Origin of the sequence: Catellatospora sp. NPDC049609 (assembly GCF_040675365.1) — a bacterium.
Lineage (GTDB): Bacteria > Actinomycetota > Actinomycetes > Mycobacteriales > Micromonosporaceae > Catellatospora.
The window spans coordinates 1-18055 of record NZ_JBFAOU010000057.1; the positions used below are offsets into that span (position 1 = coordinate 1).

23 protein-coding genes and 4 tRNA genes are annotated in these 18055 nt (G+C 74.3%); 13 read left to right on the top strand and 14 right to left on the bottom strand.

Going from position 1 to position 18055, the window contains the following annotated elements; genetic code table 11:
- Positions 1-202: 202 nt before the first annotated feature.
- Both AB0J67_RS17830 and AB0J67_RS17835 read right to left on the bottom strand, forming a co-directional pair.
- Complete coding sequence (locus AB0J67_RS17830; protein WP_363483401.1) at positions 203-490, bottom strand: hypothetical protein; 288 nt, start codon at positions 488-490, stop codon at positions 203-205.
- Entirely contained in the window at positions 490-1407 is a 918-nt protein-coding gene (locus AB0J67_RS17835; protein WP_363483404.1) for a cyclase family protein, read from the bottom strand. Before AB0J67_RS17835 ends, AB0J67_RS17830 begins: the two co-directional genes overlap by 1 nt.
- Positions 1408-1478: 71 nt before the next feature.
- Between AB0J67_RS17835 and AB0J67_RS17840 the strand changes: the two genes are divergently transcribed.
- A complete protein-coding gene (locus tag AB0J67_RS17840; RefSeq protein ID WP_363483407.1) occupies positions 1479-2372 on the top strand; it encodes a LysR substrate-binding domain-containing protein in 894 nt (297 codons plus the stop codon).
- Positions 2373-2472: 100 nt separating this feature from the next.
- Here the strand turns inward: AB0J67_RS17840 and AB0J67_RS17845 are convergent, their stop codons facing one another.
- A complete protein-coding gene (locus AB0J67_RS17845) occupies positions 2473-3972 on the bottom strand; it encodes a protein kinase (RefSeq protein ID WP_363483410.1) in 1500 nt (499 codons plus the stop codon).
- Between the two features lie 229 nt (positions 3973-4201).
- On the opposite strand from AB0J67_RS17845, the gene AB0J67_RS17850 reads away from it, so the two are divergent.
- From AB0J67_RS17850 to AB0J67_RS17875, 6 genes are all read left to right on the top strand, one after another.
- Complete coding sequence (locus AB0J67_RS17850; protein WP_363483413.1) at positions 4202-5008, top strand: lytic polysaccharide monooxygenase; 807 nt, start codon at positions 4202-4204, stop codon at positions 5006-5008.
- Between the two features lie 71 nt (positions 5009-5079).
- The gene (locus tag AB0J67_RS17855; protein WP_363483416.1) at positions 5080-5673 is read left to right on the top strand and encodes a DUF305 domain-containing protein; all 594 of its coding nucleotides are present in this window, start codon (positions 5080-5082) and stop codon (positions 5671-5673) included.
- 192 nt (positions 5674-5865) lie between these two features.
- Positions 5866-6783, top strand: a complete 918-nt coding sequence (locus tag AB0J67_RS17860) for a methyltransferase domain-containing protein (protein ID WP_363483419.1) — start codon at positions 5866-5868, stop codon at positions 6781-6783.
- Positions 6784-6787: 4 nt separating this feature from the next.
- Positions 6788-7456: a spermidine synthase gene (locus AB0J67_RS17865; protein WP_363483422.1), complete on the top strand. Its 669-nt coding sequence runs from the start codon at positions 6788-6790 to the stop codon at positions 7454-7456.
- Between the two features lie 63 nt (positions 7457-7519).
- The gene (locus AB0J67_RS17870) at positions 7520-8074 is read left to right on the top strand and encodes a sigma-70 family RNA polymerase sigma factor (protein WP_363483425.1); all 555 of its coding nucleotides are present in this window, start codon (positions 7520-7522) and stop codon (positions 8072-8074) included.
- Positions 8046-9131: a CU044_5270 family protein gene (locus AB0J67_RS17875; protein ID WP_363483428.1), complete on the top strand. Its 1086-nt coding sequence runs from the start codon at positions 8046-8048 to the stop codon at positions 9129-9131. The genes AB0J67_RS17870 and AB0J67_RS17875 overlap by 29 nt, the downstream gene beginning before the upstream one ends.
- Before the next feature lie 110 nt (positions 9132-9241).
- Here the strand turns inward: AB0J67_RS17875 and AB0J67_RS17880 are convergent, their stop codons facing one another.
- Positions 9242-9742: a hypothetical protein gene (locus tag AB0J67_RS17880; RefSeq protein ID WP_363483431.1), complete on the bottom strand. Its 501-nt coding sequence runs from the start codon at positions 9740-9742 to the stop codon at positions 9242-9244.
- A 298-nt stretch (positions 9743-10040) separates the two neighbouring features.
- On the opposite strand from AB0J67_RS17880, the gene AB0J67_RS17885 reads away from it, so the two are divergent.
- Together AB0J67_RS17885 and AB0J67_RS17890 are read left to right on the top strand one after the other, a co-directional pair.
- Positions 10041-10352 (top strand): DUF6221 family protein, encoded by a 312-nt coding sequence (locus AB0J67_RS17885; protein ID WP_363483434.1) that lies wholly within the window; start codon positions 10041-10043, stop codon positions 10350-10352.
- Positions 10353-10423: 71 nt separating this feature from the next.
- Entirely contained in the window at positions 10424-11068 is a 645-nt protein-coding gene (locus tag AB0J67_RS17890) for a tetratricopeptide repeat protein (protein WP_363483437.1), read from the top strand.
- A gap of 134 nt (positions 11069-11202) precedes the next feature.
- On the opposite strand, the gene AB0J67_RS17895 is transcribed toward AB0J67_RS17890, so the two are convergent.
- From AB0J67_RS17895 to AB0J67_RS17910, 4 genes are all read right to left on the bottom strand, one after another.
- A tRNA-Val gene (locus AB0J67_RS17895) sits at positions 11203-11277 on the bottom strand.
- A 13-nt stretch (positions 11278-11290) separates the two neighbouring features.
- Positions 11291-11361, bottom strand: a tRNA-Cys gene (locus tag AB0J67_RS17900).
- A gap of 27 nt (positions 11362-11388) precedes the next feature.
- A tRNA-Gly gene (locus tag AB0J67_RS17905) sits at positions 11389-11461 on the bottom strand.
- A 94-nt stretch (positions 11462-11555) separates the two neighbouring features.
- On the bottom strand, positions 11556-12638 hold the full coding sequence (locus tag AB0J67_RS17910) for a CapA family protein (RefSeq protein ID WP_363483440.1): 1083 nt from the start codon (positions 12636-12638) through the stop codon (positions 11556-11558).
- A 152-nt stretch (positions 12639-12790) separates the two neighbouring features.
- Here AB0J67_RS17910 and AB0J67_RS17915 point away from each other — a divergent pair.
- Positions 12791-12863, top strand: a tRNA-Gly gene (locus AB0J67_RS17915).
- A 136-nt stretch (positions 12864-12999) separates the two neighbouring features.
- Here AB0J67_RS17915 and AB0J67_RS17920 read toward each other — a convergent pair.
- The gene (locus AB0J67_RS17920; protein ID WP_363483443.1) at positions 13000-13539 is read right to left on the bottom strand and encodes an RNA 2'-phosphotransferase; all 540 of its coding nucleotides are present in this window, start codon (positions 13537-13539) and stop codon (positions 13000-13002) included.
- A gap of 103 nt (positions 13540-13642) precedes the next feature.
- On the opposite strand from AB0J67_RS17920, the gene AB0J67_RS17925 reads away from it, so the two are divergent.
- Both AB0J67_RS17925 and AB0J67_RS17930 read left to right on the top strand, forming a co-directional pair.
- The gene (locus AB0J67_RS17925) at positions 13643-14155 is read left to right on the top strand and encodes a SigE family RNA polymerase sigma factor (RefSeq protein WP_363483446.1); all 513 of its coding nucleotides are present in this window, start codon (positions 13643-13645) and stop codon (positions 14153-14155) included.
- Positions 14152-15444: a hypothetical protein gene (locus tag AB0J67_RS17930; protein ID WP_363483449.1), complete on the top strand. Its 1293-nt coding sequence runs from the start codon at positions 14152-14154 to the stop codon at positions 15442-15444. Before AB0J67_RS17925 ends, AB0J67_RS17930 begins: the two co-directional genes overlap by 4 nt.
- Here AB0J67_RS17930 and AB0J67_RS17935 read toward each other — a convergent pair.
- Together AB0J67_RS17935 and AB0J67_RS17940 are read right to left on the bottom strand one after the other, a co-directional pair.
- A complete protein-coding gene (locus AB0J67_RS17935; RefSeq protein WP_363483452.1) occupies positions 15435-15827 on the bottom strand; it encodes a hypothetical protein in 393 nt (130 codons plus the stop codon). The two genes, AB0J67_RS17930 and AB0J67_RS17935, sit on opposite strands and share 10 nt — an antisense overlap.
- Positions 15824-16276 carry a GNAT family N-acetyltransferase gene (locus tag AB0J67_RS17940; RefSeq protein WP_363483455.1) on the bottom strand — a complete coding sequence of 151 codons (453 nt, stop codon included), beginning with the start codon at positions 16274-16276 and terminating at the stop codon, positions 15824-15826. Before AB0J67_RS17940 ends, AB0J67_RS17935 begins: the two co-directional genes overlap by 4 nt.
- Before the next feature lie 62 nt (positions 16277-16338).
- Between AB0J67_RS17940 and AB0J67_RS17945 the strand changes: the two genes are divergently transcribed.
- A complete protein-coding gene (locus AB0J67_RS17945; protein ID WP_363483458.1) occupies positions 16339-16563 on the top strand; it encodes a hypothetical protein in 225 nt (74 codons plus the stop codon).
- A 133-nt stretch (positions 16564-16696) separates the two neighbouring features.
- Here AB0J67_RS17945 and AB0J67_RS17950 read toward each other — a convergent pair whose 3' ends face one another.
- The 3 genes from AB0J67_RS17950 to AB0J67_RS17960 are packed head-to-tail and all read right to left on the bottom strand — an operon-like array spanning position 16697 to position 18054.
- Positions 16697-17284: an ATP/GTP-binding protein gene (locus tag AB0J67_RS17950; RefSeq protein ID WP_363483461.1), complete on the bottom strand. Its 588-nt coding sequence runs from the start codon at positions 17282-17284 to the stop codon at positions 16697-16699.
- On the bottom strand, positions 17265-17654 hold the full coding sequence (locus AB0J67_RS17955; RefSeq protein WP_363483464.1) for a DUF742 domain-containing protein: 390 nt from the start codon (positions 17652-17654) through the stop codon (positions 17265-17267). The genes AB0J67_RS17950 and AB0J67_RS17955 overlap by 20 nt, the downstream gene beginning before the upstream one ends.
- A complete protein-coding gene (locus tag AB0J67_RS17960; RefSeq protein ID WP_363483524.1) occupies positions 17644-18054 on the bottom strand; it encodes a roadblock/LC7 domain-containing protein in 411 nt (136 codons plus the stop codon). The genes AB0J67_RS17955 and AB0J67_RS17960 overlap by 11 nt, the downstream gene beginning before the upstream one ends.
- Position 18055: the final 1 nt, after the last annotated feature.

The window sequence follows — 18055 nt, forward strand, 5'->3', positions numbered from 1 at the left end:
AAACGCTACCTGGCCCGCGAGATCTACCAGATCATCACCGCTGAACACCCTTATGGATGCCAAGCCTCAGCGGCTTGACATCCATAAGAGCATCCTCCGCCGAGCCACGAGCCGCGACGTGGCATCCGCCGAGCCAGGTTTCGCGTCGTGGCGCGGGCCGGGTGGCAGGCGCGGGTGAGCCCGCGATCGTCGGCCGGGGACGCTAGCCGCGGTCGACCGTGGCGTCCTGGGCGGCCGCCGCGCGGTCGCGGGCCCGGCGGGCGGCCAGGCCGCGCAGGGCGGCGACGCCGATGACCAGCCAGACCAGGTTGACGGCGGCGGACGGCAGGGCGCGGTGGACGACCGCGTTGACCGCCAGCGCGACCGACCCGCCCAGGTTGAGCAGCTGGTACGCCACCCCCGCGGCGAGCCGCCCGCTGGACAGCAGCCCGTACGCCAGCAGCAGCGCGGCCGCCCCGAGCCAGCCGACCGCCTCGACGAGCACGTCCATCACGGCACCAGCGCGTACGCCCGCACCGGGAAGGTGCCGAAGTCGCGCACCGGGACCGGCACCGCGTGCAGGCGGGCGCCGTGCACGGGCAGCGCGGACAGGTTGGTCAGGTGCTCCAGCACCGGGATGCCCGCGCCGAGCAGGATGGTGTGCGCCGGGCGCTCGCCGCCGTCGGTGCAGTCGATGTTGACGCTGTCGATCCCGACCAGCCGCGCACCAGCGGTGACCAGGTGCTTCGCGCCGTCCTCGGTCAGGTACGGGGCCGGGCCGCCGTACTGCTCGGTGCGCCAGTGCCGGTCCCAGCCGGTGTGCAGCAGCACCGCCCGGCCCGCCACGTCGTGGGCGGCCAGCGCCTGCGCGGTGATGCCGCGCTCGGCCGCGCCCTCGACGCGCACCACGGTCACCGGCAGGTTCGCCAAGGACTCCAGCGGCAGCCCGGCCAGGTCGGTGCCGCCCTCGTAGCGGTGGAACGGGGCGTCGACGTACGTGCCGGTGTTGCTCACCATGCTGATCCGGTCGATGGTGAACTCGGTGCCCTCGGCGTAGACGCCGCGCGACGCCGCGCGGGTCAGGTGCGGGATGATCTCCGGTCCGGGCAGCCCCGGGTACGTCGTCATGCCGGCCTCGACGACGTGGCTCAGGTCGATCAGGCGGGCGCCGGCGTCCGGCGACCCGTTAGACCGCTCCGCGCCGGACGGGCCGCCGCGCGAGCCCTTGTGCGCCTCGGCGAAGACCTCCACGCCGGTCAGCTCGACGCGGTCCACCATGAGCAGGCCGAGGTGCGCGACGAACAGCCGGGCCAGCGCGTCCGCGGTGACGTCCGGGCCGGGCACGTCCAGCCGGAAGCCCTGGGCTTGCAGGCCGCCGCCGTTGGAGAAGGTCACGTTCGCGTCGAAGGACGCGCGGTACTCGGTCATGATCCCATCGTCGCGCCCGCCCGCGTTCAGCACCAGCGAGGCTTTCTGCATCCCGTATGTAGCCTGACTTCATGCAGATCGACCCGCGCCGCCTGGCGGTGCTGCGCGCCGTGGCCGACGCGGGCGGCGTGCTCGCCGCGGCGGCGGTGCTGCACCTGACCCCGTCCGCGGTCTCGCAGCACATCGCGCGCCTGGAGGCGGAGACCGGGGTGACCCTGCTCGACCGGTCGCAGCTGGGCGGGCGGCGGGCCGCCGGGCTGACCCCCGCCGGGCGGATGCTCGCCGGGCACGCCGCGCGGCTGGGCGAGGTGCTGGCCGCGGCCGAGCACGACCTCGCCGCGTACACGGGCCAGGTGGCCGGGCCGGTGACCGTGGGCGCGTTCCCCACCGCGATCCGGCATCTGGTCGTGCCCGCGACGGCGGAGCTGGCCGCCACCGCGCCGAGCGTGTCGGTGCGCATCCGGCAGTTCGAGCCCGAGCCGGGGCGCGCCGCGCTGCGCACCGGCGAGCTGGACCTGCTCATCGTGGAGGCCGACGCCGCCGATCCGCTGCGCGCCCCGGCGGGCCTGGTCGCGACGAAGCTGCTCGACGACCCGTACCGCATCGTGGTGCCGCGCGCGTGGGGGCCGGTGAGCGATCTGGACGTGCTGCGCGACCGGCCGTGGGTGGACGGCCCGGCGGGCACCGCCGTGCGCCGCGTGCTGGACCGCCTCTGCGCCCGGCACGGCCTGACCCTCGACCGCCACCACGAGTGCCTGGAGTTCCCCGCCGCCCTGTCGGTCGTCGCCGCCGGCCTCGCCGCCGCCGTCATCCCCGCCCTGGCCCAACCCGAACACCACCCCGGCGTCCGCGTCATCGCCTCACCCCTACCCGGCGCCCGCCGCCTCGAACTCCTCCACCGCCGCGGCCGCCACGAACCCACCCCCGCCGCCCGCCTCCTCGCCACCACCCTCACCACCCCCTGACCCCGCCCCCGCTGCGGCGATCTTGCGTGGACTGTGGGTACGACACGCACTTATGGGGCATATCCCTAACAGTTCGCGCAAGATCGTCGCGATCTTGGGGTCAGTCCAGGGTGTTGGAGAGGTGGGTGGCGAGGGGGGCGAGGGCGCGGTAGGCGGGGTCGGAGAGCTTGCCGTCGTCGCGGAGTTTGTCGAGGCGTTCGAGCAGGTCCTGGGCTTTGTCGGCGGCTTCGTCGCCGTCGTGGCGCAGGCGCTTCTCAATGTCCTGCACGCGTTTGCGCAGGTCGGCGGCGTCCTTGCCGGTCAGGCCCCCGGACCTGGCGAGCCGGTCGATCTCGCGGCGCAGCCGGCCGAGCTGGTCGCCGGGGCGGGCGGGGCCGGTGGGGGAGCGTGGTGCCGACGCGGGGGTCACGGCGGCCGGGTTCGGGGTGGCCGAGGGCCCGGCCTGGGTGGCGGGCGGGGTCGGGCTGCCGAGGGCGTACACGATGAACAGCAGGCCCGCGACGATCGCGACGATGCCGGTGGTGGCCCACACCACGGGCCGCAGCCAGCGGTCGGGGCGCTCGGGCCGGCGGCGGACCGGCGCGGCGGGCACCTCCGGCGGCGGGGGTGGCGGCACGGCGGCGACGCCGATGAGCGTGCCGGGCGGCCGTGCCGCTCCGGACCCCGGCCCCGCGGCGCCGGCCGGATACGCGGACCCGCCCGGCGCCACGACCGACCCGGCCGCATACGCGGGCGCGCTCGGGGTCACGGCGGGGCCGGCCGGGTGCGAAGGCACGCCGGGGACCGTGGCGGTGCCGGGAAGGTACGCGGTCGTGGCGGTCGCGCCGACGGCGGACAGCAGCGCGGCGGCGTGCTCGGCGCTGCCGGGCCGGTCGCCGGGGTCGGCGGCGGTGAGCTGCTCGACCAGCTCGGCGAGCTCCGGCGCGACGCCGGCCCGTTGCAGGTCGGCGCTGACGCCGGACAGCGCGCCGGGCACGTCGCGGCCGACCGGGGGCGGGGCGCCGGTGAGCATGGCGTAGAGGGTGCAGCCGAGGCCGTACAGGTCGGTGCGGGGATCGACCGGGCCGCCCGCGGCCTGCTCCGGGGCGGTATAGCCGCGGGTGCCCGCGACCAGCGACGGGTAGGCCGCCTCCTGCCAGGCCGCGATGCCGAAGTCGCACACCTTGACCAGGCCGGACGTGGACAGCAGCAGGTTGGCAGGGGTGACGTCGCGGTGCACCATGCCCGCGGCGTGCGCCGCGGCCAGCGCCGCGCAGGTCTGCACGGCGACGTCGACGGCCTGCGCCCACGGCAGCGGCCCGTCCTGGAGCACGGTGGACACGCTCGGCCCGTCGACCAGCTCCATCACCACGTACGCCTCATCGGCGTCGACGGCGACGTCGTACACGGCCACGATGTGCGGGTGGGAGAGCGCGGCGACGGCCTGGGCCTCGCGCCAGAAGCGCTGGCGCATGCCGGCGTCGGCGAACATCGCCGGGTCGAGGATCTTCACCGCGACGGCACGGCGCAGCCGCAGGTCGTACCCGCGCCAGACGGTGGCCATGCCGCCGTGGCCGACCTCCTCGTCCACGCGGTAGCGCCCACCCAGCGTCCTGCTCACCCCGTTCGCCTACCCGGCCGGCCGGGCGCCAAACCCGGCCGGGTCAGCGGAGCCGCCCGGTGTCCATCCTGCGCTGCGCTCCCGACGGTCACCGGACGGCCGCTCCGCCGGGCTCCCGGCGAGGTTTAGGCCGATCTTGGGAAGCGTTTAAGGTCTCCACAAGGGACTTCTCGTTAGCGTTCGGTCATCGCCGCGCAGCGCGGCCGACGGCAGAACGGAGTTCCCATCCATGCGAAGACTGGTCGCCTCCCCGCTCGTGGCCCTCGGGTTCGCGGCGGCGTCGCTGACGGTCGCGTCGCCCGCCTCCGCGCACGGCTACGTGTCGTCGCCGCCGAGCCGTCAGGCGCTGTGCGCGTCGGGCCGCGTCGGCGACTGCGGGCCCATCCAGTACGAGCCGCAGAGCGTCGAGGGGCCCAAGGGCCAGCGCAACTGCCACGGCGGCCTCGGCCGGTTCGCGGTGCTGAACGACGACGGCCGCAACTGGCCCGCGACGCCGGTCGGCACGTCGGTGACGTTCAACTGGGTGCTCACCGCCCGGCACTCCACCAGCAGCTGGGAGTACTGGATCGGGGACCGGCGCGTGGCCTTCTTCGAAGACGGCGGCAAGCAGCCGAACGCGACGGTGTCGCACCAGGTGAGCCTCGCCGGGTTCAGTGGCCGGCAGAAGCTGCTCGCGATCTGGAACATCGGCGACACCCCGATGGCCTTCTACAACTGCATCGACCTGCAGGTCGGCGGCGGTGGCGGCACCCCGGTCCCGACGGCGTCGCCGACCGCCCGGCCCACCGCGCGGCCCACGGCCACGCCGAGCGTGCGGCCCAGCGCCCGCCCGTCCGCGACGCCGAGCGCCGTGCCGACGACCCGCCCGACGCCGCCGACCGTGCCCTCGGGGTCCGAGTGGGCGCCCGGCACCACGTACCGGACCGGGGACGAGGTGACCTACCAGGGTCTGCGTTACCGCTGCCGGCAGTCGCACACCTCGATCGTCACCTGGGAGCCGTCGTACTACACGCTCGCGCTCTGGCTGCCGATCTGACCCAGGCTCCGGCGGGCCGTACCACCAGGCGGCCCGCCGGTCCACCCTCGCCCCCGGACAGGACCGTGCCCATGAGAAAGCTCCACCTCGCCGCCGTCGCGCTCGCCGCGGCACTGCTCGCCGGGTGCGGCTCGGCAGCGCCCGAGCCGGTCGGGCGCGCGCAGACGGCGCCACCGGCCGCCGACGCGACGTACAACGACACCGACGTGACGTTCCTGCAGATGATGATCGCCCACCACGGCCAGACGCTGGAGATCCTGAAGCTGGCCCACACCCGCGGCACCAGCGAGCAGGTCGCGCTGCTGACCGGCGCGATCGAGGCCACCCAGACCACCGAGCTCGAGGTGATGAAGGGCTGGCTGGCGAGCTGGGGCGAAGCCGCCACCGGCGGGCACGCGTCGCACGCCGCGCACGCCTCCCACGCGGCGGGCGGGGCGCTGCCGATCACCGCCGCCGACGAGATGGCCTCGCTGCGCAAGGCGAGCACCGCCCAGTTCCAGACCGTGTTCCTCAACGTCCTGATCGGCCACCAGCACAGCGCGATCGAAATGGCCCGGCAGGAGACCGGCGGCGGCGTCAACCCGCAGGCCAAGGAGCTGGCCCAGCGGATCGACCGGTCCCGCACCGAGCAGATCAAGCAGCTGCTCGCCATGGTCGCGAGCTGAGCCCCCAGCCCGCTTCGCGTTCCGCCCGCGCGTCTCTCCCTCGCGCGGGCGGAGCCCGGCCCGAGGCGCCCCCACGGCGGCGTCCCCGTTGTTACGATCGACCGGCGTCGTTGCGACGCGACCGGCGACGGCCACCCCGCGGTGGCCGTTTTCCTGTTCCGGGCCGGTCTCTCATTCCACGGGAGGACGATCGTGAGCGCCCAGACCCCACCGCCCGGGTTCGTGACCGCCGACCTCGGCCAGGCCGTCGGCGGGTACTACGACCGGACCGCCGACCTGTACGCCCAGCTGTGGGGTGACGACATCCACCTCGGGTTCTGGGACGAGGGCGAGCGGCCGGGCGCGGGCGGCGCCGACCGGCACGCCGCCACCGAGCGGCTGATCCGCGAACTGGTGGAGTTCGCCGGGATCGCGCCGGGGTCGCGGGTGCTCGACGTCGGCTGCGGCCACGGCGGTCCCGCGCTGTATTTGGCGGGGCGGCTGGGCTGCGCGGTCGACGGCATCACCCTCAGCGCCGAGCAGGTCTCGCGGGCCACCGCGCGGGCGGCGCAGACGGGCCTGTCCGCCCGGACCGCGTTCCGGGTGGCCGACGTGCTCGGCGGCGGGCTCGCCGAAGGTGCGTACGACGTGGTGTGGGCGATGGAGAGCCTCATGCACATCGCCGACCGGCCCGCGTTCTTCGCGACGGCGCTGCGCGCGCTGCGGCCGGGCGGGGTGCTGGCCCTCAACACCTGGGCGGTACGCGAGGGCGCGCTCGACGCCGCCGAGACCGACCTGGTGCGCCGGATCCTGCACAGCCAGGTGCTGCCCAGCCTCGACTCGATCGAGGCGCACCAGCGTATGGCCGAGGCCGCCGGGTTCACCCTGGTGCGCACGGCCGACTGGAGCACGCAGACCGCCGGCTCCTGGGACCCCGAGTTCGCCCTGCTGGAGCAGCCCGAGGGCGGCCGGGAGTACATGATGGAGCTGGCCCGCGAACGCGGCGCCGACGTGCTGCGCTTCTTCGCCGCGGTGCCGCTCATGCGCAAGGGCTTCGCGACCGGCGTCATCACCTGCGGCGCGCTCGCCGCGGTCAAGCCCGCGCCGGGCGCCGGCGGCGAGGTAGCTTGACGGGATGGACTCCGGAGCGGTCACCGTCGCACGCACCGGCACCGCACGCGGCGAGCTGGTGCTGCGGGAGAGCGGCGGGCACTACGAGGTGATCAGCAACGGGGTGTTCCTCATGGACACCCGGGCCGGGGAGTCGGAGCGGCTGCTGGTGCGGGCCGCGCTTCAGGCCGTGCCGCCCGGCGCGCGGCTGCTGATCGGCGGTCTCGGCGTGGGCTTCTCGCTGGCCGAGGCCGTCTCATCCACCCGCGCCGCCGAGATCGTCGTGGTGGAGATCGAGCCCGCGCTGGTCGGCTGGCACCGCGACCACCTGGCCCCGTTCAGCGCGGGCGCGCTCGGCGACCCGCGGGTGCGGGTGGTCACCGCCGACATCGCCGCCTGGCTGCGCGACACGGACGAGCGGTTCGACGCGATCTGCCTCGACGTCGACAACGGTCCGGACTGGACGGTCTTCGACGCCAACGCGGAGCTGTACGCCGGGGACGGCCTGGCGCTGCTGCGCTCGCGCCTGGCGCCCGGCGGCGTGCTCGCGGTGTGGAGCGCGTCGGCGTCCCCGGCGTACGCGCAGCGCCTCGCCGCCGCCGTCGGGCCGGTGCGGACCCTCGCGGTCGAGGTGGCGCGAGGCGAGCCGGACGTCGTCTACCTGGCCCGCCACGAAGTCGAAAATCCGGTGTAAGAAACAGGGGCCGGTGCGCACTACCCCGTGACGGCATCAATATCGCCCGAGGGAGCACACGAGGTGACACCAGACCCCGCAGCGCGGCTGACCGCGCTCTACGAACGACATCACCGCCAGGTGTACGCGTACGCGGTCAGCCGGGCCGGCCGCCCGCTCGCCGACGACGTCGTCAGCGAGACGTACCTCGTCGCCTGGCGGCGCCTGGCCGACGTGCCCGCGCAGCCGCTGCCGTGGCTGCTGGGCGTGGCCCGCAACGTCATGCACGAGCGATACCGCGACCAGGTCCGGCAGGCCGGGCTGGCCGCGGAGATGGCGCGGTGGGTGCGCGACGCCGAGGACGTCGCCGACGGGGTGACCGAACGCGTGGCGACGCTGTCCGCGCTGGCCTGGCTGCCCGACCGCGACCGCGAGATCCTCACCCTCACCGCCTGGCACGGCCTGACCACGGGGCAGGCCGCGCGCGTCCTCGGCTGCTCCCGCGCTACCTTCCTGGTCCGCCTGCACCGCGCCCGCAAACGGCTGGAGCAGGTCCTGTCCGCCGCATCCGCCGTCCCCACCAGCACTTCGACCCGCAGGAGAGTCACCGATGAACAACGTGTCGCAGCGGCTGGCTGAGGTGCGCCCGGCCGCGCTCGACGGCGATCCCGCCGCCCTGGACCTCGCCGCCATCACCGCCCAGCCCCAGCCGGGGCCGCGCCGGGCCGCGCCGCGGCGCCGCCTGGTGCTCGCCGCGACCGCGTTCGCCGCGGCGCTGGCCATCGCCGGGATCAACCAGCTCACCCACCCCACCGCCGGCCCCGCGCCGGAACCGGGCGAGGTGCCCCACGCGGCCGGGCCCGCCGACGCGCGCCAGCTGCTGCTCGTCGCCGCCGAGCGCACGGCGCTGCAGGGCGACGGCACCGACCGCTACTGGCACCAGACGTCCCAGCTGGGCAACCGGTACGACGTCGGCGGCTACTTCGTGCTCGGCCGCACGGAGATGGAGACCTGGCTGCCCACGTTCGCCGGGGGCACGCCGGTCAAGTGCGGCACCTGGCTGGGCGCCGAGCCGGCCTCCGACGCCGACCTGGCCGCCTGGCAGCAGGCCGGCTCGCCCACGAGCTGGAACAGCGCGCCCCGCAACGACCCGAATGTCGGCCGCCCGATCGACTCGCAGCCCGGCGCCCGCAAGTGCGGCGGCGGCCCGGCGATGACATACCAGCTCGGCGGGGCCGACCTCACCCCGGCGCAGCTGGAGGAGCTGCCCGCCGATCCGGCCGCGCTCAAGGAGCTGATCCTGACCGGCGAGGCGGCACAGCGCACCGCCGAGGGCTACCAGCCCGCCGACCCCGCCCGCTACCAGGCCGAGGTGCTGTTCTCGGCCGCCACCGAGCTGCTGCTGCGCCTGCCGGTCAGCGGCCAGGTGCGCGGCGCGGCCTACGCGATGCTCGCCGACCTGCCGGACATCACCCTCGTCGCACAGGCCACGGACCAGCTCGGCCGGACCGGCGCCGGGGTCGAGTACACGTACCGCAACGCCGACGGCCCCGACCACACGCACCGCCTGGTCGTCGACCTCGCCACGGGCGCGATGCTGGCCGAGGAGGTCCGCGAGGCCGGCAGCACCGCCCTGCGCCACTACACCGTGGTGAGCGGGACGGAGTTCACCGCCGAGGCGCCCCCCGCCAGCTGACCGCCTTTCCACCCCTGCACTCGAAGCTCCGTTCACGCTGGTCCACCAGCATGAACGGAGCTTCGAACATCCCCGGGCCGGCGCCTGAATGGTGCCGGGAGTGGGTGGGGTCAGCGGGTATCGCGGACGGCCTGGCGGCGGGCGCCCGCGGCGCGGCTGGAGGCCTGGCGCTTGCGCAGGCCGGGGCTGTCGGGCGCCTGCCGGGGCCGCTGGTCACCGGGTGTGGCCTTGCGGCGGGCGGTCGCCGGGCGCGGCGGGGCGGTGTTGCGTTCGCGGCGCGCGGCGGCGAGCCGCTCCTGCTTGAGCGCCGCGGCGCTGGCCTTGGCGACCACCGCGAGCTGGCGGCTGACCCGGGCGAGCGCCTCCTCGATCACCTCGGCCTTGTCGCGGTTGCGCTGGTTGACCGGGTTGGCCTTGCCGCGCCCGCCGGACTCCGCGACCTGCGAGCTGGCCTGGCGGCGGTAGAGCTTGACGTACTTGTTGCGCGCGCGGCGCACCCGGTCGTGCAGGTCCAGCAGGGCGTCCTCGTCGAGCACGGTCAGCGCGTCGCGTTCGGTGCTGCGGACGAGCGCGAACTCGTCCTCGCTCAGCGAGTTGATCAGCGCGGTCATCTCGGTCCTCCACCTGCGTAAATACGCTCGTAGACGCACAAAAGCCTAGGGCGGCTCGTGTCGTCGTGCGAGCGGATCGGGCAGATCCGTGCCGTCGGCCCGATCGGCCCGGCCGATGCACGATCCGCCGATCTGCGCTGGGAGGGCCGGCCGCGAGGGCTGCCCCCGATCGTCGTCGGCCGGAACCGGGTCGTCTCCTGACCTTCCCGGTTTCCTGACCGAAGCCTGGCTGTGGGCGAAGGCGAAGGGTGGCACGATCACCCACCACCAGGCCGGTACCAGCCGCGGAAGGCGAGTCATGGACAACGGGGAACTGATCCGCTTCCTGCGGGCCAAGCTCGACGCCGACGAACACCACGTCGTCTACGTACAGGCGGTCAACCCGCCCGGCCAGCCGGTCCTGCTGGAGAGCACCGTCGACGCGCTGGACATGATCCGGACGGTCGTCGACCTCTACGCCGAGGTCGAGCACCTGGACACCCCCGAGGGTGCCGGCTCGGGTGACGCGTACGCGGCCGGACGCGCCGCCGGTCTCGGGCAGGCGGTGCGGCGGCTCGCCGCGATCTACCACGAGGATCCGGCGTTCCGCGCCGAATGGCGTCCCTGGTAGCGGACCCGGAGGGCGCCGAACCCGGTGCCTGAGGGCACACCGGAGCGGGCGGCTTCCGGCAGACTGAGCCGATGACCATCGACGATCATCTGCGGCTGGCCGCCGAACTCTGTGACCGGGTGGTGTTCGAGGGCGATGCCGGCGTGCTGCCGCAGGCCGATCGGGCGCTCGACGCCGTCGAGGCCGCACTCGTCCTGGCCCGGGGCCGGGTGCTGCACGCACGCTTCCTGGACGAGCACGTCTCGGACCCGCGCGAGCTCGTCCTGTTCGAACGCGCCGCCGAACTCTACGAAGCCGTCGGCGACACCCGCGGTCTGGCGCGGGCCCGGTTCCACGCCGGCACCTTCCATCAGCTGGTACGCGGTGACAACGCCGCCGCCGGTGCCGAGTTCGCCCGCGCCCGTGACCTGGCGGAGCAGGCCGGGGACGACCTGACGCTGTCCTACGCCCTGCGGCACATGGGCGTGGTGGCGCACCAGGCCGGCCGGCTGGACGAGGCCCGCGAGCACCTGGAGGAGTCCACCCGGCTGCGCCGGGCGCAGGGCTTTCCCGCGGGCGTCGCGGCGAACCTCGTCGGGCTGGCGTACCTCGCGCATGCGCAGGGACGCCACGACGACACGACCGCGCTGCTCGACGAGGCAGAGGCGCTCGCCCTGTCCAGCAACGCCCACCGCATCGCCGGCCAGATCGCGCAGCTGCGAGCGAACCCGCAGTGAGCCGTCGACGTGCGGGGCCCGAGCCCGTCGAGCGGCGCCGGGCCATTCGGTAAGTCGCGGCAGCCGAGTCGCCGAGGGGTGGTCACGCAGACATGAAAGAGGGCCTGTCCGGTGATCGGACAAGCCCTCTTTGCTGGTGGGCGATACTGGGTTTGAACCAGTGACCTCTTCCGTGTCAAGGAAGCGCGCTCCCACTGCGCCAATCGCCCGTGCTGTACTACGAGGTGGAGACGGGATTTGAACCCGTGTACACGGCTTTGCAGGCCGTTGCCTCGCCTCTCGGCCACTCCACCGTGGTGACGCCTTGCGGCGGTTCTCCGAGCGGATGACGAGACTCGAACTCGCGACCCTCACCTTGGCAAGGTGATGCGCTACCAACTGCGCTACATCCGCTTGTCGGTTCGCCCGCCTTCCGGCGTGCTGCCCAACGGATGAGAACTTTAGCCGGTCCCCGGAGGTCTTGACAAACCGGGGTGCCTCCGGCGCGTCACGCCGCCGGTTTCGAGGCCAGGCCGGTGCAGCGTGCTGCCTGGTCAAGGCGGGTCTGCACGGCGCTGAGCGCGGCACCGGTGACCGGCTTGGGCTGCCCGTTGTTCGAGACGACGCCGGGGACGAACTTCCGGGTTTTCACCTTCCCGTCCCTGATCGTCACGGTCAGCAGGCCGGTGTCGGTGCTCTTGGACTCGGAGTACCAGAGGAAGTTGCCCAGGCCGTAGTGAACGTACGTGTCGCCGAGGAACCCGTCGGCGAGCAGGACGTGGGCGTGGGTGCCGAGCACGAGGTCGGCGCCGTTGTCGGCCATGAGCCTGGCGAAGCTCTTCTGCTCGCCGTTGGGGCAGGCCTGGCCCTCGGTGCCCCAGTGCATGAACACGATCACCACGTCGGCCTGCGCGCGGGCCTGCTTCACGGCCGCCGCGGCGAGCTTGCGGTCGAACGCCATCGCGACGCCGGGGCGGGTGGCGGTGGGCTTCCACTGCTCCTTCAGGTCGTGGACCTGGGACATGCCCAGCACGGCCAGCCGCACGCCTTTCATGGTGACCAGGTGCGGCGCGTACGCCTCGGTGGTGTTGCGGCCGGCGCCGACCACGGGCATCCCGGCGTCGCGGGCCGAGTCGAGGGTGTCGAGCAGGCCGATCTGGCCGTAGTCGAGGGTGTGGTTGTTGGCGATCGAGACGAGGTCGATCCCGGCGGCCTGGATCGCCGCGTACGACGTGGTGGGTGCCCGGAAGTGGAACTCCTTGGGCTGCTCGGTGCCGCGGTCGGTGACCGGCGTCTCCAGGTTGACCATGGCGAAGTCGGCGGCGCGCAGCTGCGCGGCGTACGGGCCGAACGCCTTGTCGGGGTTCTTGAGCAGGGCCAGGGTGCGGCCGGTGAAGTGCACGTCGCCGGCGAAGGCGAGGGTGATCTCCGCGGCGGGCGGGCTGGGCGCGGGGGCGGTCGCGCCCACCGGGGCGGGTGGCTGCCGCCACACCGCGGGCTGCTCGGCGGGGCCGGCGCAGGCGGTCAGGGCCGTGACGGCGGCGGCGAGGGCGAGGGCCGTGGCGGGGCGCGCGACGCGGGGGGTGGTCACCCGACGAGGGTACGGGCAGGTGAAGGCGATTCGCATCACTGCCTTCACCGGGTGCGCGGCGGGTGGGGGGATACCCGGTGGCGGCGGCGCGGGGGCACCCGCTAGAGTTCTCTCCTGTCAGGCAGCGAGCCGGAAGGCCAGCTGAGGGACATGCGGATGTAGCGCAGTTGGTAGCGCATCACCTTGCCAAGGTGAGGGTCGCGAGTTCGAGTCTCGTCATCCGCTCTCTGATTCACCGCCATCGCCGGGGCCCCGACAGGGTCACCGGCGATTCGCCTTTCCAGCCCTCCGCGCCTTCGGCGCGCACCCCGCCCGACCCGGCCCGGCCCACCACGCCGGCCACACACGGGCGGGGACGGGGTCAGGGGGTGGCTTCGCCGCGGAGGTAGGCGGCGGGGATCTCGTCGGTGAGCCAGACGCCGTTGGCGGAGCGGTAGAAGGTGTGGCCGGCCGCGGCCATCGCGGCGGCGTCCACGACCAGGATCACCGGGGCGCCGTGGCGGCTGCCGACGGCGCGGGCGGTGACGGTGTCGCCGGACAGGTGCACGTGGTGGCGGCTGCCGCGGTGCACGCCGCCCGACATGATCGAGTCGACGTTGCGCCGGGCGGTGCCGTGGTAGAGCAGCGGCGGCGGGGTGACCGGGGCCAGGCCCAGCTCGACCGGCACGGAGTGCCCCTGGCTGGCCCGGATGCGGTCGCCGTCGATCGCGAACCGCTGCTTGTCGTTGTCCGCGACGACGGCGTCGAGCTGGTCGCGGCTCATGCCCTTGCCGTGCGCCCGCAGGGCGGCCAGGAGCGTGTCGATCGGCACCCAGCCGTCGGGGCTGAGCGTGATGCCGATGCTGTCGGGTCGGTGGCGCAGCACGTACGAGAGCTGCTTGCTCATCTTCTTCAGGTCCATCGGGGCCCACGGTAGCGGCGCCTGGCCGGCGCGTCGATCGAATAGATGCCCCGGGCACCCCTCCATCCGGCCGGTGCGGAGCGTGTAGGTGCTGGAGGTGGCGATGACCGACGCGGAGTCGTTCCATGAGTACGCGCGCTCGCGGCTGCCGATGCTGGGCCGCGTGGCGTTCCTGCTGACCGGGGACGCGCACCTGGCCGACGACCTGGTGCAGCTGACGCTGGTGCGGGTGGCGTCGCGCTGGGAGCAGCTGTCCAGGGGCGGCGATCTCGACGCGTACGTGCGGCGGGTGCTCTACACCCAGCACGTGTCGTGGTGGCGGCGGGTGCGGCGGGAGGCGGCGCCGGCGGCGGTGCTGCCGGAGCGGGCGGTGCCGGACTTCTCCGGCGCGGCGGCGACCGCGCTGGCGGTGCGGGCGGCCCTGGCCAGGCTCGCGCCACGGCAGCGGGCGGTGCTGGTGCTGCGCTACTTCGAGGATCTGACCGAGGTGGAGACCGCGGCGGCGCTGGGGGTGTCGGTGGGCACGGTGAAGAGCCAGACCAGGGACGCCCTGGCCCGGCTGCGGGTGATCGCTCCGGAGCTGGCCGGGGCCGAGCTGATGGGGGCGGGCCGATGACCGGACTGCTGCGGGACGCGCTACGGCAGGCCGCGCAGGAGGCGCCGCCGCCTGCGGCCACGGACGGGCTGTGGCGGCGGGGCAGGGCGCGGCGGCGGTGGCGTCGGGCCGGTGCCGCGGTGGCGGGCGTGCTGGCCGTGCTGGCGCTGGCGGGCGCGCCGCAGTTGCTGGCAGGCCTGCAGCCCGCGCCGCAGGTGAGCCTCGGCAAGCCGACGTCGGGCTCGCTGGGCAGGGCGTACCCGTGGCTGCCGACGCATGAGCGGAAGCCGAACGGGCCCGCCGTGGCGGCGTTCACCGGTGGGGGCGCGTCGCTGTTCGGGCGGGGCGGGGTCGTGGTCGGCCGGGACGGGTCCTACCGGCTGCTGCCCGCGGGCGACGACGGCCGGCCCGGCCTGCTGTCTCCGGACGGGACCCTGCTGGCCCGGCCGGGCGAGATCATCGACCTGCGCGACGGCAGCGTGATCGGGGCGGGAGGCGGCGAGGCGGGCCGGCCGGTGGCGTGGTCGCCGGTGGGGCGGCGGCTGCTGACGGTGGTGCTCCGGCTGGCGGACGGCCAGCCGGAGGACGGCGCGCTCGCGCCGCAGTACATGGTGTACGACCTGGACGCCGGGACGATGACCCTGGTGATGGCCGCGGAGATCGGCGCACCGGCGGGGGCGTTCTCGCCGGACGGGCAGCGGGTGGCCGTGGTCTACGGCCCGGCCGGCGGGCAGCAGAACCTGGTGGTCCTCGACCTGCCGTTCGGCCGGAACGAGATCCTGCGGCCGCTGGAACGCCACCAGCGCCTCGCCGGATCGGCCGCGTGGACGCCGGACGGCCGCTCGGTGGTGCTGGTCGCGGCCGACGGCTGCGGCTGGCCCGACTGCCGCGAGCGGCCCGGGGACCTGAAGAGCTGGCATCTGCAGTACGTCGACACGTTCTCGCGCCTGAACGAAGACTCCCTGATACAGGTCACGGACGAGCAGGCACGGCGCACCGGCCTGCCGGGCGAGCTGCAGGGCTGGCACGACGGGCGGCCGGTGCTCGACGTGGTCGGCGGCGGCGGCCCGGCGCTGGTCGCCGCCGAGCCGGACGGGTCGGCGCGGGTGCTGCTGGCCGGGCCGGACGGCGCGGACGATCTCAGCGTGCCCCGCCTGCTGGCCGAGCAGGGCGCGTTCGCCTCGTATGCGGCCGATCCGTGGCAGATGCAGGGATGGGTGTACGTCGCGCTGCCGGTGCTGCCCGCCGCCGCGGCGGGGGCGGGGTGGGCGCTGTGGCGGCGGTGGCGGGCCCGGCGGGGTCAGGGGTAGGGCAGGCTGCGCGGGCCGATGATGCGGGCGCCCAGCTCGCCCACGCGCTCGCGCAGCTCCCGGTCGGCGGTGGCGACCACCAGCACGGGCCGCGCGACGGTCTCCTGGCGCACCAGGTCGACGATCGCGTCGTCGCCGCTGCGGGGGGCGGCGTGCACGCGTACGCCCGCCACGCCCGGCACGTCCCGGGCGGCGCCCTCGACGACCAGGACGACGTCCAGCGGGCCGGGCAGGCCGGGCAGGCCGTCCGCGGCGAGCGGGGCGATCGCGTCGCGCAGCCGGGTCGCGGCCCCGGCGCGGTCGCGCCACCAGCCGTCGGGCACCGAGCCGACGACGTTGGCGGCGTCGACGATCAGCAGCGGGCGGGGCGCGGGTGCGGTCACAGTGCCAGTTTCATACCCAGGTGGCTGCCTGCGAAGCCCAGCCCCTCGTAGAAGCGGTGCGCGTCGGCGCGGGAGCGGTCGGTGGTGAGCTGCACCAGGCCGCAGCCGCGCGCGCGGGCGGTGTCGATCGCCCACTCGACGAGCCGGCGGCCGGTGCCCTGGCCGCGCTGGTCGCCGCGGACGCGGACCGCCTCGATCAGCGCGCGGCGCATGCCGCGCCGGCTGAGCCCGGGGATGAAGGTGAGCTGCAGCGTGCCGACCACCTCGCCGCCGCGGGTCGCGACGGCCAGCAGCTGGTGCGGGTCGGCGTCGATCTCGGCGAAGGCCATGGCGTACGCGGGATCGGCCGGGTCGCCCTCGCGGGCGGCGCCGAGCGGGTCGTCGGCGAGCATGGCGACGATCACGGGCACGTCGGCGGCGACGGCGCGCCGGATCTCAAGATCACTCACGGTGGCGACCGTATCAGCCGGGTACGGCCGCGAGCTGGCACGGGCCCTCTACGCTGACGCGCATGGACCGTATCTCCCGTCTGTGGGCCGCCGTCGTCACCGGATTCCTCGCCACCGTGCTCGTCCCCGCCACCGCGTGGGCGGAGGAGACCGGGGTCGCCGACCTCGTCCGCAAGAAGAAGGGCATCGGCGGCTTCGGCGGCATCGTCGGGCTGCTGTGCTGCGTCGCCGTCGTCGTCATCGTCGTCGTTGTGGCCCTGGTGGTCATGCGCAGCCGCAAGAAGTAGACAGCAGGTTCCGGCCGGACGCGTGGTCGGATCGCATGCGGATCGAAGGCACCGATCTCGGCTGCGGCGCGCCTGTCCGAGACGAAGACGCCGGTGGGTGCGCGGGGCACCCACCGGCGTCTTCGTGCGCCGATCAGGCCGGGACGGTGGTGCGTACCATGGTGAGCACGTGCTCCACCAGGGTGATCAGCACGTTCTTCACCGAGACCCGGTCGCGGGCGTCGGTGAGCAGCACCGGCACGTGCCCGTCCACGTCCAGCGCCTCGCGCACCTGCTCCACGGTGTAGCGCTGGTCGTTGTCGAAGCAGTTGACCGCGATGACGAACGGCGTCTTGCGCTGCTCGAAGTAGTCGATCGCGGCGAACGAGTCGGCCAGGCGGCGAGTGTCGGCCAGCACCACCGCGCCCAGCGCGCCGGTGGCCAGCTCGTCCCACAGGAACCAGAACCGGTTCTGCCCGGGGGTGCCGAACAGGTACAGCACCAGGTGCGGGTTGATGGTGATCCGGCCGAAGTCCATGGCGACGGTGGTCGTCGTCTTGGTGGCGACCCCGGTGGTGTCGTCGGTGCCGACACCCGCGGTGGTCAGCACCTCCTCGGTCCGCAGTGGAGCGATCTCGCTGACCGCGCCCACCAGCGTGGTCTTGCCGGCGCCGAAGCCGCCGGCCACCAGGATCTTGAGCGCCTGGGGCACCGGTGCGGTCTCAGAGCGCACGGAGTCCATGGATCACCGCCTGCAGGGTCTCGACGTTGGGAAGATGGTCTGTGGGAGGGGGATCGTAACGGGAGATCAGCCCCTCGGAAAGCAGATCACACAACAGCACCCGGACCACACCCAGGGGCAGGTCCACGCGGGAGGCGACCTCGGCCACCGCGCGGGGCTCCTGGGTGAGCGCCAGGATGGCCTGGTGCTCGGGGCTGGGCGTGTCCACGGCCAGGGTCGCCGTGGCCACCAGGTAGGTGATCAGGTCGAAGTCGACGGTGACGGGACGCACCCGCCCGCCGGTGACCATGTACGGGCGCACCACCGGCCCGGCCTCATGGTCCCACCAGGCCGGGCCCTCCTCGACAAAGTCGGTCGGGTCAGTGGACATCGGCGCCTGGCCGCGACGGTGTGGCCAGATGCGTGCCTACCCGGGTGGCCAGCATCGCCATCTCGTAGGCGAGGATGCCGAGGTCGATGTCCGGCTCGGCCAGCACGGCCAGGCAGGAGCCCTGCCCCGCCGTGCTCACCAGCAGGAACGCGTCCTCCATCTCGACGATGGTCTGGCGCACCGGGCCGCCGTTGAACCGCTGCCCGGTCGCGCTCGCGAGGCTCGAGAACCCGGACGCCACGGCGGACAGGTGCTCGGCGTCGTCGCGCGAGAGGCCACTGGACGCTCCGGTGAGCAGGCCGTCGACGGAGAGCACGACGGCGCAGCGGGCCTGTGGAACTCGGGCGAGCAGGTCGTCGAGCAGCCAGTCGGTCGCGGGTCGGGTCGTCGTCGGTACCACG